The 12,829-nt window shown below is 67.3% G+C and carries 13 protein-coding genes; 4 read left to right on the top strand and 9 right to left on the bottom strand.

Features of this window, described 5'->3' with window-relative positions:
- Positions 1 to 2 precede the first annotated feature (2 nt).
- Together GO591_RS11575 and GO591_RS11570 are read left to right on the top strand one after the other, a co-directional pair.
- A complete protein-coding gene (locus tag GO591_RS11575) occupies positions 3 to 452 on the top strand; it encodes a DUF6325 family protein (RefSeq protein ID WP_157156957.1) in 450 nt (149 codons plus the stop codon).
- Positions 453 to 465: 13 nt separating this feature from the next.
- Entirely contained in the window at positions 466 to 741 is a 276-nt protein-coding gene (locus tag GO591_RS11570) for an SHOCT domain-containing protein (RefSeq protein ID WP_157156956.1), read from the top strand.
- A gap of 45 nt (positions 742 to 786) precedes the next feature.
- On the opposite strand, the gene GO591_RS11565 is transcribed toward GO591_RS11570, so the two are convergent.
- The gene (locus tag GO591_RS11565; protein WP_157156955.1) at positions 787 to 2,097 is read right to left on the bottom strand and encodes a hypothetical protein; all 1,311 of its coding nucleotides are present in this window, start codon (positions 2,095 to 2,097) and stop codon (positions 787 to 789) included.
- Positions 2,098 to 2,328: 231 nt separating this feature from the next.
- Here GO591_RS11565 and GO591_RS11560 point away from each other — a divergent pair, with 231 nt between their 5' ends.
- The gene (locus GO591_RS11560) at positions 2,329 to 3,369 is read left to right on the top strand and encodes an alpha/beta fold hydrolase (RefSeq protein WP_157156954.1); all 1,041 of its coding nucleotides are present in this window, start codon (positions 2,329 to 2,331) and stop codon (positions 3,367 to 3,369) included.
- Here the strand turns inward: GO591_RS11560 and GO591_RS11555 are convergent.
- The gene (locus tag GO591_RS11555) at positions 3,366 to 4,949 is read right to left on the bottom strand and encodes an N-acyl-D-amino-acid deacylase family protein (RefSeq protein ID WP_157156953.1); all 1,584 of its coding nucleotides are present in this window, start codon (positions 4,947 to 4,949) and stop codon (positions 3,366 to 3,368) included. The genes GO591_RS11560 and GO591_RS11555 overlap by 4 nt on opposite strands.
- Positions 4,949 to 6,202 (bottom strand): type III PLP-dependent enzyme domain-containing protein, encoded by a 1,254-nt coding sequence (locus tag GO591_RS11550; RefSeq protein WP_232466162.1) that lies wholly within the window; start codon positions 6,200 to 6,202, stop codon positions 4,949 to 4,951. The genes GO591_RS11555 and GO591_RS11550 overlap by 1 nt, the downstream gene beginning before the upstream one ends.
- A 64-nt stretch (positions 6,203 to 6,266) precedes the next feature.
- On the opposite strand from GO591_RS11550, the gene GO591_RS11545 reads away from it, so the two are divergent.
- The gene (locus GO591_RS11545; RefSeq protein ID WP_157156952.1) at positions 6,267 to 6,674 is read left to right on the top strand and encodes a RidA family protein; all 408 of its coding nucleotides are present in this window, start codon (positions 6,267 to 6,269) and stop codon (positions 6,672 to 6,674) included.
- Here the strand turns inward: GO591_RS11545 and GO591_RS11540 are convergent.
- From GO591_RS11540 to murQ, 6 genes are all read right to left on the bottom strand, one after another.
- Positions 6,661 to 7,641, bottom strand: a complete 981-nt coding sequence (locus GO591_RS11540; RefSeq protein ID WP_157156951.1) for a serine hydrolase domain-containing protein — start codon at positions 7,639 to 7,641, stop codon at positions 6,661 to 6,663. The genes GO591_RS11545 and GO591_RS11540 overlap by 14 nt on opposite strands.
- Positions 7,638 to 8,585, bottom strand: a complete 948-nt coding sequence (locus GO591_RS11535; protein WP_157156950.1) for an N-acetylglucosamine kinase — start codon at positions 8,583 to 8,585, stop codon at positions 7,638 to 7,640. The genes GO591_RS11540 and GO591_RS11535 overlap by 4 nt, the downstream gene beginning before the upstream one ends.
- Positions 8,582 to 9,496: a carbohydrate ABC transporter permease gene (locus GO591_RS11530; RefSeq protein WP_157156949.1), complete on the bottom strand. Its 915-nt coding sequence runs from the start codon at positions 9,494 to 9,496 to the stop codon at positions 8,582 to 8,584. Before GO591_RS11530 ends, GO591_RS11535 begins: the two co-directional genes overlap by 4 nt.
- A complete protein-coding gene (locus GO591_RS11525) occupies positions 9,496 to 10,455 on the bottom strand; it encodes a carbohydrate ABC transporter permease (protein ID WP_157156948.1) in 960 nt (319 codons plus the stop codon). The genes GO591_RS11530 and GO591_RS11525 overlap by 1 nt, the downstream gene beginning before the upstream one ends.
- Positions 10,456 to 10,523: 68 nt before the next feature.
- Positions 10,524 to 11,810 carry an ABC transporter substrate-binding protein gene (locus GO591_RS11520; protein ID WP_157156947.1) on the bottom strand — a complete coding sequence of 429 codons (1,287 nt, stop codon included), beginning with the start codon at positions 11,808 to 11,810 and terminating at the stop codon, positions 10,524 to 10,526.
- A complete protein-coding gene (gene murQ, locus GO591_RS11515) occupies positions 11,807 to 12,820 on the bottom strand; it encodes an N-acetylmuramic acid 6-phosphate etherase (RefSeq protein ID WP_232466161.1) in 1,014 nt (337 codons plus the stop codon). The genes GO591_RS11520 and murQ overlap by 4 nt, the downstream gene beginning before the upstream one ends.
- Positions 12,821 to 12,829 lie beyond the last annotated feature (9 nt).

Here is a 12,829-nt window from a genome sequence, read left to right as displayed (position 1 = left end):
TCATGCAATCAACGGATGTGCACGGCCCGATCGACTTTGTGTTGATCGAGTTTCCACTTGACCAGAAGCGCACCGGTAAGACCGCGGCGGCTCTGCTCGACCTGATTCAGCGAAAGGTGATCTGGGTCTACGACCTCATGATCATCGCGAAAGACGCTGACGGCTCGGTGGCCGGAATGGAGTGGGAAGAAGACTCCAGCGAAGGACTGGAAGGATTCGCACAGCTCGCCGCGGTCCGGTCGGGGATGCTCAGCGACGAAGACATTGAGGAAGCGGCCGCCGCCATGAACCCGAACACTGCAGCCGCGCTCATTGTGTACGAGAACCTGTGGGCGATCCCATTCGTCGCCGCAGCGCGCGAGGTCGGCGGCGAGATGATCGCGAGTGCCCGCATTCCCGCGCAGGACATCATGACCTTGCTGGATGCCATCGAGTCCGAGTCGACGGTCTGAGGAGGAGAGCGACATGGGACTGCTTCGAGGAGTAGCGCGCACGGCGGTGGTCGCCGGCACCGCATCGGCGGTGAGCGGTCGGGTGCAGCGCCGGCAGCAACAACGCTGGAATGCCCAGGATGCTCAGCAGGCCGGCAGTTACGAAGAACAGCCGGTCTATCAAACGGCGCCCGCGCCTGAGTCAGCTGATCCGCTGGAGCAGCTGAAGACCTTGGGGGAGCTCAAAGCACAGGGCGTTCTGACCGAGGAAGAGTTCGCCACGCAGAAGGCGAAGATCCTGGGCGCATGAGTCCGACAGTCCGCTGGTCGATTCCTCGACCAGCGGATTTCTTTGTCACCGCTGCTGAAGCAGACGTTCGTCTTCGGCGGGCTCGACCAGCGGAACGCTCGGAGGACGCGCGAGGAACTCGATGAGCGCGATGACGACGATCACGACGATGGTCGTCGTGATCACCACGGCGATGGTCGGCCGCGACCAGAACACCAGCACGAGGCCCCCGATGATTACAGTCGCTACCCAGAGCAGTCGCTTGTACTTGTAAACCCAGACCCCGAAGCCGCCGGTACGCATGCCGGCTCCCTCCGCACGACCGCGCAGGCGGGCGATTCCCCTCGACGCGGCCGCGCGAGCGCGAACAGCGGAGGGTGAGGATCCCGAGAAGTACGCCGCGATTGCCACCACCAACGCGAGGACCGCGACTAGGCGGAGCCCGTCGCGAAGGAAGCGCACCAGGGTGTCATAGACCATCCCCGCCGACTCACTGGACAGTACTGTGCCGGGCAGGGCCTGAAGGTAGACGATGCGGGCAACGGCGAGAGCGATTCCCAGCGCAAGCATCGAGGCCAGGATGCCGAGCGCTCCGAACATGACTGCGCGGCTGCGGTACCGTGCCAGCAGCACGCCCGCAACGAACAGGATCAAGGTGATGATCGGAAGCCAGATACTGAGCGCGGTGAGTAGCCGGTAGGCGGTCTGGGCTTGGGTGACGGCATCCGATTCCACCAGCTCGTACGAGACATCCACTTCGGGAATGTTCGACGCCAAGTCGAAGCCGTCCGCGATCAGGCGTTCCTTCACCTGCGCGACGATCGGTCCGAGGTTCACCGTGATCGTGTCACTCTGGGCGCTGATCGCCCCGCCCTGAGTGCCCTCAAGAAGGTTCAGCAATTGCGTGTGTGCAATCTCGTTGGCCTGATCCCAGACGGTGGCGAACTGCTGGCTGCTGATCAAACCCGCAACGCGCGTGTGAACAAAGTCCTCAATGCCCGAGATCAACGGCTGCTGCAGGGCTTGGAGGGCAGCTTGGGCCCGCGGTGCGAGACCGAGGTCGGACACTGCGCCTAGCGCCTCGTCGGTAACCGCCTCCAGATCCACGTGGGTGAAGATCACCTCGGTGACCGCATCGGTCAGGTCCGCCTGCACTGACGGCTCATCGATCAGCGGGCTCACGGTTTCGACGTAGCGGTCGGTATCGGACACCTGGGTGCTTGCCCACACCGCCGCGATCGTTACCGGTGCGAGTACACACGACAGGGTGAGTAGGATCGCCGAAGCGATGGACCGCCAACGATGCCTCCCGCGGGAATTCGCGGTGCCCGCCGCGTGGACCCGCTCGGCCTCGAGTTCGGCCACACGGGCTCTCATCCGTTGTAGCTCCTCAGCATCACTCATCACTGGCTCCACTCAGTCGAGCGTCGTCGCCTCAGGATTCATCCGTTCGCTCAGTTTCCGCCGCGGCAAGAGCGTGCTCATCATCTGCGAAGGATGAGATCGGCGAAAAGCGTAGGCAGTACGCCAAAGGGCGTACGCGTTCCCAGCGTGAGGTGCACTACTTCGGCCGATCCGCGCCGTGCACGCTCTTTCTACTGTCGAAGTATGAGCAGAGAGCATCCCATGTCGCACAACCCGACCTTGATCGAGGAAGCCCCGTCGCGAGAGGATCCACCCACTCCACCTCGGAGTCGACGCCGGTGGCGCCGCAATCTGATCGCTGCCGTCGTCATCATCACCGCCCTGGTCGGTGCGTCCACTGCGGCCAACCTGCTCATCGAACAGGCGGAACGCGCCGCGGTCGTGCCGTACGGGGAGAAGATTCAGATCGACGGTGGCAAGATCAACGTCTACCGTGCCGGCAGCGGCGATGAGACCATCGTGCTGCTCAGCGGGTTGGGCTCGGCGGCTCCGGCGATTGAGTTCGCGCCCCTCATCCGCGAACTTGAGGACCGCTACAGCGTCATCGTCGTTGAAGGCTTCGGCTACGGGCACAGCGACCAAACCAATCGGCCACGAACGGTTGAAAATATCACCACCGAACTGCACGACACGTTGGCTCAACTCGACCTCGCCGGTCCATACGTGCTGGCCGGCCACTCCATTGCCGGGTACTACACGCTCTACTACGCGAACCAGTACCCAGACGAGGTTTCGGCGGTCATCGGGATCGATGCAACGGTGCCGACCGCCGATGCCGCAGAGGCGGGCGCAGGCGAGGTGTCGAGCGGGATCAACTTCGAGAAGCTCCTGCAGACGACAGGGCTGGTGCGGTGGGTCACCGCAATCGCACCTGCGCTCTCTGACCTGGACCCGGAGCTGTACACGCCAACTCAACGCGAGCAGTTTCGCGGGCTCGTGAACTGGAACTACGGCAATAACACCGTCGCCGATGAGACGAATCGGATGGGGCAGAACGGCCACACCATCTACGAAATGCGTTACCCGAGGGATCTACCCGTGCTCAACTTCCTCGCCAGCGACAAGATGACCTGGAATGACGAACTGCATCAGCGGAACATCGACCTGCTGCAGAACGTCCCGCACCAGAGGATCGTCGTGCTCGACGGCGACCACTACCTGCACTTCACCCACTCAGGAGCGATGGCCGAGGCGATCACCGACTTCCTCGACGAGACGCGCTAGCGGCGGAGCACGCGGCCGGCCAGACCGGGAAGGCGGGCACCCCGGGCCATCACGGGGGTGCCCGCGATCAGGACATGGTCCACGCCGACCGGTTCTGAGCGCGGGGACTCGTAGGTGGCGGTGTCCCGGATCGTCTTCGGGTCGAACACCACGAGATCGGCGACGGCTCCCTCGCGCAGCACACCGCGATCGGCGAGACCGAGGCGGCGGGCAGGGGTCGCGGTGAGGTGCTGCACCATCGTCTCGAGACTCAGCCCCGCGGCATCCCTCGCGTAATGACCAAGGAAGCGCGCGAACGCACCCCACGCCCGTGGGTGCGGCCGCTCGCCGATCGTGATGCCGTCGCTGCCTGCGCAGTGCACCGGATGCCGCATGATCTCGCGCACGTTCTGCTCGTCGCCGACATGCATCAGAATGCCGGTTGTGAGCGCGTCGTCGCGCATGAGGTCGAGGGCGGCGGTTGTGGCATCCACACCCGACTGCGCCCCGATTTGCGCGACGCTGAGGCCGACGCTCCACGCGAGGTGGTCTTGCGAGACGCCCGAGATCTGTATGAGATCCCAGTCGACGATCTCGCCGTGGGCGCCATCCGAACCGAGCACCTCGAGGTCGTGGCGGATCCGCTCGCGGGCATCCGCATCATCCAACCGTTCGAGCGTCGATGACGGTCCGCCCGACGCCGCCCAGCTCGGCAACAGTGCCGCAAGGGTGGTCGCGCCGGCGAGGTAGGGATAGCTGTCGAGCGTGACATCGACTCCGTCCGCGAGTGCAGCATCGACCAGCGCCAGCAGCTCCGAGGCACGCCCGCGATTCGGCGCGAAGTTCATCGTCGCGTGCGTGAGGTGCAGCGCGCAGCCCGAGCGTTTCGCGATCTCGATTGCCTCTGCGTATGCGGTGAGTGCGCCACCGCCGTAGCCGCGCGTGTGTGGTGCCCAATAGCCACCGCGCTGGGCGACGACTGCGGTGAGCGCCACGAGCTCGTCGGTGTCGGCGTACATCCCGGGCGGGTAGGTGAGGCCCGACGACATCCCGACGGCGCCGGCGTCGAGGCCGTCGGCGAGGATGCCGCGCATCCGGTCAAGCTCGGATGCCGACGCTTGCCGCGCAGCAGCCCCGACCGTCAGCCAGCGCAGGTTGCCCTGCGGCACGAGCACCGCGACGTTGGTCGGCACACCTTCATCGAGTACCGCGAGGTACTCCGGCATGGCGTGCCAGGTGAATCGCTCGTCGGGCAGGTCGCCGTTCCACGCGCCGATCTGGCGGCGGATGTCCGGCAGTATCGCGTCGTCGACGGGCGCGTAGCCGATGCCGTCCTGACCGATCACCTGCGTCGTCACGCCTTGGGCGAGCTTCGCCCGGTGGTCATCGTCGCGCAGCACGGCGAGGTCGGCGTGCGCGTGCATGTCGATGAAGCCCGGGCTCACGATCCGGCTGGGGGCGTGGAAGTCGCCGGGCTGCGGCTCTCGGCGAACGGTGTCATCCCGGTCGATGCGGACGATTCGGTCGTCCTCGACCTGAACGTCGGCGCGGTAGCGCGGGCCACCGAGTCCGTCGATCACGTCGGCGCCGAGGATCCACATCAGAAGTAGGTTTCGACGATCTCGGTCACGACCGGGTCGGCGGCGGACGCGTCGGCGACGACCGGGATCGCGCGCCACTTGTCGAAGACCGTGCACGGGTGGGAGATGCCGAGGCGGAGGATGTCGCCGACTGCGAGCGTCGAGTCTCGCGGGATCCGGACGAACGCGTGCTGGTCATTGACGGCGGTGACCTCGACATTCGCAACGAGCGCGCCGCTGCGATCGACCACCACGGGGAGGTCGAGGTCGTAGGCGACGTCGCGGCGGCCGGCGTCGAGGATGACGAGGTCCGGTTCGGGGCGCGACAGTACCCGCGAGTGCACCGTCGCGGCTGCGCGCAGGTGCGGGGACTCCTGCGCAACGGACGCAACGGATGCCGCGGGCGCCGCGTCGCCGAGCGGCGAGACGCGCTGATAGTGCCCGTGGTCGTGCACCTGGAAGGCTCCCGACCGGATGAGCAGGCGAACCCGTCCGGACAACGGTGCGAACGCCTGCGCGACGAGGTCGAACCACGCGCTTCCGCCCGCGGTGATGACGGGCAGCTCAACCGCGAACAGTCCAGCCGCCGACACTGTCTCGAAGAGCCGCACCAACTCGGCGAGGTAGCCGGCGACGGCGGCGGATGCCGCGGCATCCCGAGACCCGCCGAAAGCGCCCTCGTACCCGCTGACGCCGACGAGCCGCAGTCGCGGGTTCTCGGCAACCGCCCTAGCCACGGCGAGCGCGGTCGGGATGTCTCGTGCCCCTGTGCGTCCGTGTGCACCGCCGAGTTCGACGAGCACGTCGATGGGGCGGTGCCCGGTGGTCGCGCCGAGTGCGGCGAGCGACTGAGGGCTGTCGACCCAGCAGCAGAATTCGAAGGAGGGGTCGGCGTCGAGCTCGGCGGCGACCCAGGCGGCGGCGACCGGATCGACGAGTTCGTTCGCGAGCACGATCTTGTGCACCCCGACGCTGCGGGCGGCCTGCACCTGCCAGCCGGTGGCGAGGGTGAGGGCGACGGCCCCGGCATCCAAGAGGTCCTTCCACAGTGCCGGCGCCATTGTCGTCTTGCCGTGCGGTGCAATCTCCAGGCCGTGCGCGCCGACCCAGTCGAGCATCGTGCGCGTGTTGTGGTCGAGGGCCGAGCGGTCAAGCACCATCACGGGGGTCTGGAAGTGTGACAGTGGCACGGCCGCTGCCGCGGCATCGGCCGCGCGCGTGCCCCACAACTCGGACGGGATGGACTTGTGGCTCGCGGAGAGCTCGTCGTTCACCGGGGTTCCTTCCTTCTTGCGCGGCCGCCGACCGGCCCCGCGTCGCTAGGTTACGGTGGAGGACGTGACTATTCATCGGCGCATCTCCACCACCGACGCCCCGGCACCCGCCCACACCTTCTCGCAGGGCGTCCGCAAGGGGCCGATGCTGCAGGTCTCGGGCCAGGGCCCCGTCGATGCCGCGACCGGTGAATACCTCCACGTCGGCGACGTCGCCGCGCAGACGACGCTCACGCTCTCCAACGTCGCCGCGATTCTGCGTGCCGGCGGCGCAAGCTTCGACGACGTCATCATGTTGCGGGTGTACCTGACCAGGCGCGAGGACTTCGCGATCATGAACGACGCGTACGCCGCGTTCATGGATGAGCACGTGCAGGGTGACATCCTGCCCGCGCGAACGACCGTGTTCACGGGATTGCCGCGCGAGGAGATGCTCGTCGAGATCGACGCGCTCGCGGTCATCGAGGACTGACTCCGCTCATCTGTGCCGCGAGGGCGCGGCGCCGCTCGTCAACGGAGGTGCCTTCGCGTCCGGCGTGCACCCGGTTCGTGAGCTGCACCGCCCAGGCGCCGGTGGCGGTATCCGCCACGAAGGACGTGCCGGTGAAGCCGGTGTGACCCACCGTCCGGCGCGCGGTCATGAACCTGGGGTCGCCCACGCGCAGTCCGTGGGTCTGCCGACCGAGCGAACCGGCTGCGGTCGCCGACGCATCCGCGGTCGTGAGCAGCGTGAACGCACGCTCGCTGAGCGGCAGCCTTCGCTTGGCGACGGCCGAGGCGAGCGCGACAACGTCGTCGACGGTTCCGAATGCTCCGGCATTGCCGACTGGACGGCCGATCGAGGCGGCGAGCTCGTCGTGGATGTCACCGCGCAGCATCCCGCGGTGCGGCTGCTGCTCGGTGGCGACCGCCAGTTCGGGCGCGACCGGCCCCCAACGCAGCGTGGTCGCGCCAATCGGACCGGCCACTCGCTCGAGGACGATGTCATCGAGGGGAGCACCGAAAAGTTCCTCAAGCGCGAGGCCGAGCACGATGAAGCCCAGGCACGAGTAGTCGTGGGTTGCCCCGGGCGGGGCGAGTGGTGGGGTGTCGAGCACGTCGGCGAGCGCGGCTGCACCGGTGGCGCCTGAACGCCAGATGTGCGAGCTGGGGCGCAGCCCCGCCGTGTGCGTGAGCAGGTGATGCGGGGTCACGCCGTCGCGGACGGCCGCAGCATCCACGATCTCGGCGATCGGCTGATCGAGGGCGAGCAGTCCGTCATCGATGGCGGAGTGCACGGCGACCGCGGTGAACGCCTTGGTGAGCGAGGCGAGGTCGAACAGATGCTCAGACCGCAGCGCCTCAGGGTCGTCGCGGTGGGGAGTGCCCCGCCCGTCACGCAGCACGTCGCCCGACGCGGTGCGAACGACCGATGCGAGCGCGGACCAGCCTTCGGTCACTCCCACTCCAGGAGGCCGTCGATGGTCGGCTGCTCGCCCGCGGCTGCCCGCCGTGCGATCGCGATCGCGCCATCGAGCGGCGAACCGAGGGCGGGCACGATCCGCGCTCCGGTGCGCGCGACGACCGCTTCGGCCAGGGCACCGCGGAAATCGGCGTCGTCGAAGACCCCACCGGTGAGGGCGAGCACCGGTGGCACGTCGGGCTGGCCGAGCGCGGCCGCCGCGGTGTCGGTGAGGTGGTCGATCGCCCGATCCCGCAGGCGTATCGCCGCGGCATCCCCCTGGATCCCGCACCGCAGCACCTCGGGGGCGAACGTCGCGAAGACGCCAGCACGGTCGGTGCGCTCGGCGAACTGCCGGGGCCAGGTGAGTGGGTCGCCGAAGCGGTCCACCGCGGCCGCGAGCATGGCCGCGGCATCCGTGGTCCGGCGATCGAGCTGACGCAGTGCCTCGACGAGTCCCTGCCGGCCGATCCACGAGGCCGAGCCGAGGTCGCCGAGCAGATGGCCCCAACCGTCGACCGTCGACCAGGTTCCGGTTCTCGACCGGGACATCGCGATCGACCCGGTCCCGACCGCGAGTACCGCGCCCGTGGCATCCGAGAGCGCACCGACATGTGCGGTGAAGATGTCGGGGGCGAACCCGATCACATGGCATCCGAGCACTTCGCCGACGCGTGCGCGCGTGCTGTCGAGGCCGACGGCCATGGTGGAGAATCCCGAGGCGCCGACCACCACCGCCGCGACTTTGCCGGTGTCCTGCAGGGCGGAGGCGGCGGCATCCGCAGCCTCGACCACCGCCCGCGGCGCCCCGGACGACGTGGCGCTGGTGCCGGTCGAGCGGCGCTCGCGCACCTCGCCGGTCTCGAGGTGCACCGCGCGAGCGCGTGACCCCGTGCCGCCGACATCGATGCCGACGACCCAGGGAGCGCTTGACGCGGTCACTTGCTCATGCCGGAGGTGAGACCCGAGATGATCTGCTTGGTCGCGAACAGGAACACCACCACAAGCGGCAGCGTCGCGATCGTCAGGCCCGCGAAGAGCTGCGGCCAGTCCGTCGAGTACTCGCCGAAGAAGCGGGTGAGGCCGACCGGCAGGGTGTAGCTGTCGCGGTCGCGCATGAGGATGAGTGGGTAGAAGAAGTCGTTCCAGATCGGCACGAACCGGAAGACGATCACGGTCGCCAGCGCGGGACGAACGAGCGGCAGCATCACGTTCCAGAAGGCCCGGAACGGCCCGGCGCCATCCAGTCGGGCAGCCTCCTCGAGCTCGAGCGGCAACTGCCGGAAGAACACCGTGAGCACGAAGGTGCTGAACGGAATGCCGAGCGCGCCGTAGACGAGGATGAGGCTGAAGATGTTGCTGGTCATCCGCAACTGGTCGAGCATGAAGAACAGCGGCAGGATCGCCAGGTGCACCGGGAGCATGAGTCCCGACAGGAACAGTGCCTCGATGCCCTGGAAGAACTTGCTCCTGGTGCGCGCGAACGCGTACGCCGCGAGCACGGAGACGACCGTCGAAAGCAGCACCGACCCCACGGTCACAACGACCGAATTCATGAAATAGGTCTCGAAGGATGCCGTGATCCACGCCTCCTGGAAGGACGTGAAGTTCAGCGGGATCGGCAGTCCAAGCGGCTCGGTCGCGATTTGCTGCTGCGAGCGCAGCGCGTTCGAGACCATGAGCAGCAGCGGGCCAATCGCGATGATCGCGTAGCCCCAGAGGAAGACGTTCGCTGCCAGTCGGCCGACGAAGCTGCCCTCGGCGCGCGCGGCCCGGCGACGCGGGGGCGGGCCGGATGCCGCGGGCTTCCGCTCGACGGGGGCGGTGGTGGTCTCAATGGTGGACGTGCTCATCAGTAGAGCTTCCTCTCGGCGCGGCGGATCACGCGGGTGATGCCCACCGAGATCGCGAGGATGAAGAAGAACAGGACGGTGGCCAGAGCCGACGAGATGCCGATCGAGTTCGGGTTACCGGACTCGAAGGCGGTCCGGTAGAAGAGCAGCATCATCACGTCGGTGGCACCGGCGGGGCTTCCGCTTGAACCACCGAGCGCGAACGGGATGGCCATGGCCTCCATCGCGCCGATGAAGGTGAGCACCGTGATGATGCCGATGCTCGGCGTGAGCAGCGGGAGCGTCAGGAACCGGAAGCGTTGGAAGCCCTTGGCGCCGTCGAGGGAGGCCGCCTCGTTGAGCTCCTCCGGGATGCCGGCAAGCGCCGCCCCGTAGAGCAGGATTGGGAAACCGATCCACTGCCAGGCCGTCACGAACACGACCACCCAGATCGCGAGGTTCGGGTCGCCGAGCCACGGCAGGGCGAGACTCTCGAGGCCCCCGCCGCGCAGGAGCGCGTTGATCGGGCCGAACAGCGGCGAGAGCATGAGCGACCACAGGTAGCCGATGACCATCGGGCTCACCAGATAGGGCAGCGCGAAGATCGTCTGGAAGAAGCGCTTGGTGCGCTTGCGCTTGTGCAGCAGCGTCGCGATTCCGAGCCCGAGCGAGTTCTGGAATACGAAGGCGCCGATGAAGAGCAGGATGTTGTGGCCGAAACCGCGCCACAATTCGGTCGCGTACGGCTCGCCCGTGAGCAGCGTCGTGTAGTTGTCGAACCCGACGAAACCGTCGCGGCTCGTGCCCTGCCACCCGAAGAACGAGTAGCTGAGGGCGGTGACCATCGGGTACAGGATGAGCACGGCGAAGAGCAGCAGTGCTGGCGCGACGAACGCGAGGCTCGTGCCGAACCTCAGGTGGACGCCCGTGTTACTGATCGGGCGCGGACGCGAGCGGCGCGGCGGTAATGCGATGGCCATGACGGCTACTCCTCACAAGGGGGACTTCCGCTGGTCGGACGGGCACGCCCGACCAGCGGAAGGATGGATCAGGAACCGGGGGTGAACCAGGTGGAGACACCGGACTGAAGATCTGCGGCGAGCTGCTCCGGGGTCTTCTGGCCGAGGAACATCGCCTGGATGTCGGGACCGAGCACCGCGGTACCGGTCGGGTCACCGTAACGGAAGTCGACCAGCAGCAGGTACGGAGAAGGGTTCTCCATGTACAGCTTGTTCATCTCCTTCATCAGCGGGTCGGAGTATTCGACGCCCTCGAGCGGCGAGAACTGCTTGATCTCGTCCGCGACGAGCTGGCCGAACTCGACCGTCGTCATCCAGTTGAGGAGGTCGGTCGCGGCTTCCTGGTTCTCGCTTGCGGCGTTGATGCCGAAGCTGCCGTCGGCGTACGACGGGGTCACCGCGTTCTTCAGCACCGAACCGGGTGCCGGCGGCACCTGGTAGACGCCGAACTCGGCGTCGGGCGCGCCATCCTGGAAGACCTTCAGGTCGAAGGATCCGCCGGGCCACTGCGCAGCCTGGCCCGAGGTGAACTGAAGTGTGGCATCCGCCACGGCGATCGCGTTCACGTTGGGGTCGAGGTACTCCTGCATGTCCTTCACCAGCTGCAGCGAGGCGGTGTAGTTCGGGTCGGTGAAGTCCTTGGTACCGGCCTGCACTTCGGCCGCGAAGTCGCTGCCGCCGTAGCGAGCGGAGCCCACCAGGTCGTGGAACATCGGCAGCACCCAGTCTTCGCGGGCGCCGAGTGCCATCGGGGTGATGTCCGCCGCGAGCAGGTCTTCCTGCAGCGCGATGAACTCGTCCCAGGTCTTCGGCTCCTCGAGGCCCTGCTCGTCGAAGATGTCCTTGTTGTAGTACATGTGCATGGTCTGGTACGCGAACGGGACACCGTAGGTGGCGCCATCCTCACGTCCCTGCGCCGCCTGCAGCACGATCGGGTCGTACTGGTCGAGGCCGTCGACGATGTCATCGATCGCCACAAGCTGACCGGCCTGGATCGGGCCCTGGGCCCCTCCGTAGGCACGGATCGCCGCGACATCCGGGCCGTCACGACCGGCGAGGCCGGTGGAGAGCAGCTGGTTGTACTCGGTCGCCTGGAAGCCCTCGAACTCGATCGTGATGTTCGGGTTCGCTTCTTCGTAAACGTCGAAGACGCGCTCCCAGTCGGCCGAGCTCTGCGCCTGCCACGACCAGATCGTCAGGGTGGTTTCTTCGCCGTCGGATGCCTCGCCGCCGCCGACCTCACCCGGCGCACAGCCCACGAGGGCGAGTGCGCTCGCGGCAACGCCGCCGACGAGCATCAGAGTCCTCTTCTTCATGTCGTTCCCTTCTGTGGTGCACGGGTCACAGCGAGGCGGAGTGCCTCGCGGACGTTGTTGTCGCTCGTGCGCAGCAGGGCACGAGCGTCCTCGACCTCGACGGCGCCGAGGTGCCGTACGAGTGCTGTTTTGACCTGCCCGTCGCTTTCGGCGAGCAGGTCGGTGGCGGCCTCAGTGTCGAGGTCGAGTGCATGGGCGAGGATCCGCACGGAACGTCGGCGGAGCTTCGCATTGGTGGCGACGAGCGCGACCATGAGATTGGAATAGGCGCGGCCGCGACGCACCATGACAGCCGTCGAGAAGCCGTTGAGCACGAGCTTCGCCGCGGTGCCGGCCTTGAGACGGGTCGAGCCCGTGAGCACCTCTGGACCGGTGTCGAGCAGGATGGCAATGTCCGCAAGCTCCGTCAGCGGCGACTCCGGGTTGCTCGTGATAAGGGCCGTCACCGCGCCGCGCTGCCGGGCCGCCTCGAGTGCGCCACGCACGTACGGGGTGGTGCCAGAGGCGGTGAGGCCGATCGCCACATCGCCCGGCTGGAGGGTGGATGCCGCCTCGGCGCCCTGCTCGACGGAGTCCTCCGAGCCTTCGACCGCAGTGATGAGCGCCCCGGGGCCGCCCGCCATGTGGGCGACGACGCGACCGGGTTCCAGATCGAATGTCGGTACAAGCTCGGCGGCGTCGAGAACGGCGAGTCGGCCTGACGTGCCGGCACCGAAGTAGGCAATGTGACCGCCGGCCGCGAGTGCGCGTTCGCCGGCATCCACCAGACGAGCGATGTCGGGCAGCGCGGCGCGCACCGCACCGGCGACCTCGGCGTCCGCGTCGTTGAGGAGACGCAGGATGTCGATCGACTCGAGTCGATCGAGATCCATGGATGCCGGGTGGCGGCTCTCGGTCCGTGGCAGGTTCGCCGTGTCCCAGGTGTGCATGCTGTCCGTTCGCTCGGAAGGTCGTGCCGCCGAACGAGCAGGCTCCACATCGGCGGTGATGACAAGAGTTACCAGAACCATAACCCATTC

The organism is Diaminobutyricimonas sp. LJ205 (assembly GCF_009755725.1).
GTDB lineage: Bacteria > Actinomycetota > Actinomycetes > Actinomycetales > Microbacteriaceae > Ruicaihuangia.
Note: the sequence above shows the minus strand (reverse complement) of the source record. Positions and strands in the feature narration are given on the sequence as shown.

What these genes read in the sequence shown, in the direction of transcription:
- murQ (WP_232466161.1), bottom strand. Translation starts at nt 12,820, where the DNA reads ATGGTTCTGGTAACTCTTGTCATCACCGCCGATGTGGAGCCTGCTCGT.
- GO591_RS11565 (WP_157156955.1), bottom strand. Translation starts at nt 2,097, where the DNA reads ATGAGAGCCCGTGTGGCCGAACTCGAGGCCGAGCGGGTCCACGCGGCG.
- GO591_RS11560 (WP_157156954.1), top strand. Translation starts at nt 2,329, where the DNA reads ATGAGCAGAGAGCATCCCATGTCGCACAACCCGACCTTGATCGAGGAA.
- GO591_RS11555 (WP_157156953.1), bottom strand. Translation starts at nt 4,949, where the DNA reads ATGTGGATCCTCGGCGCCGACGTGATCGACGGACTCGGTGGCCCGCGC.
- GO591_RS11575 (WP_157156957.1), top strand. Translation starts at nt 3, where the DNA reads ATGCAATCAACGGATGTGCACGGCCCGATCGACTTTGTGTTGATCGAG.
- GO591_RS11525 (WP_157156948.1), bottom strand. Translation starts at nt 10,455, where the DNA reads ATGGCCATCGCATTACCGCCGCGCCGCTCGCGTCCGCGCCCGATCAGT.
- GO591_RS11570 (WP_157156956.1), top strand. Translation starts at nt 466, where the DNA reads ATGGGACTGCTTCGAGGAGTAGCGCGCACGGCGGTGGTCGCCGGCACC.
- GO591_RS11520 (WP_157156947.1), bottom strand. Translation starts at nt 11,810, where the DNA reads ATGAAGAAGAGGACTCTGATGCTCGTCGGCGGCGTTGCCGCGAGCGCA.
- GO591_RS11530 (WP_157156949.1), bottom strand. Translation starts at nt 9,496, where the DNA reads ATGAGCACGTCCACCATTGAGACCACCACCGCCCCCGTCGAGCGGAAG.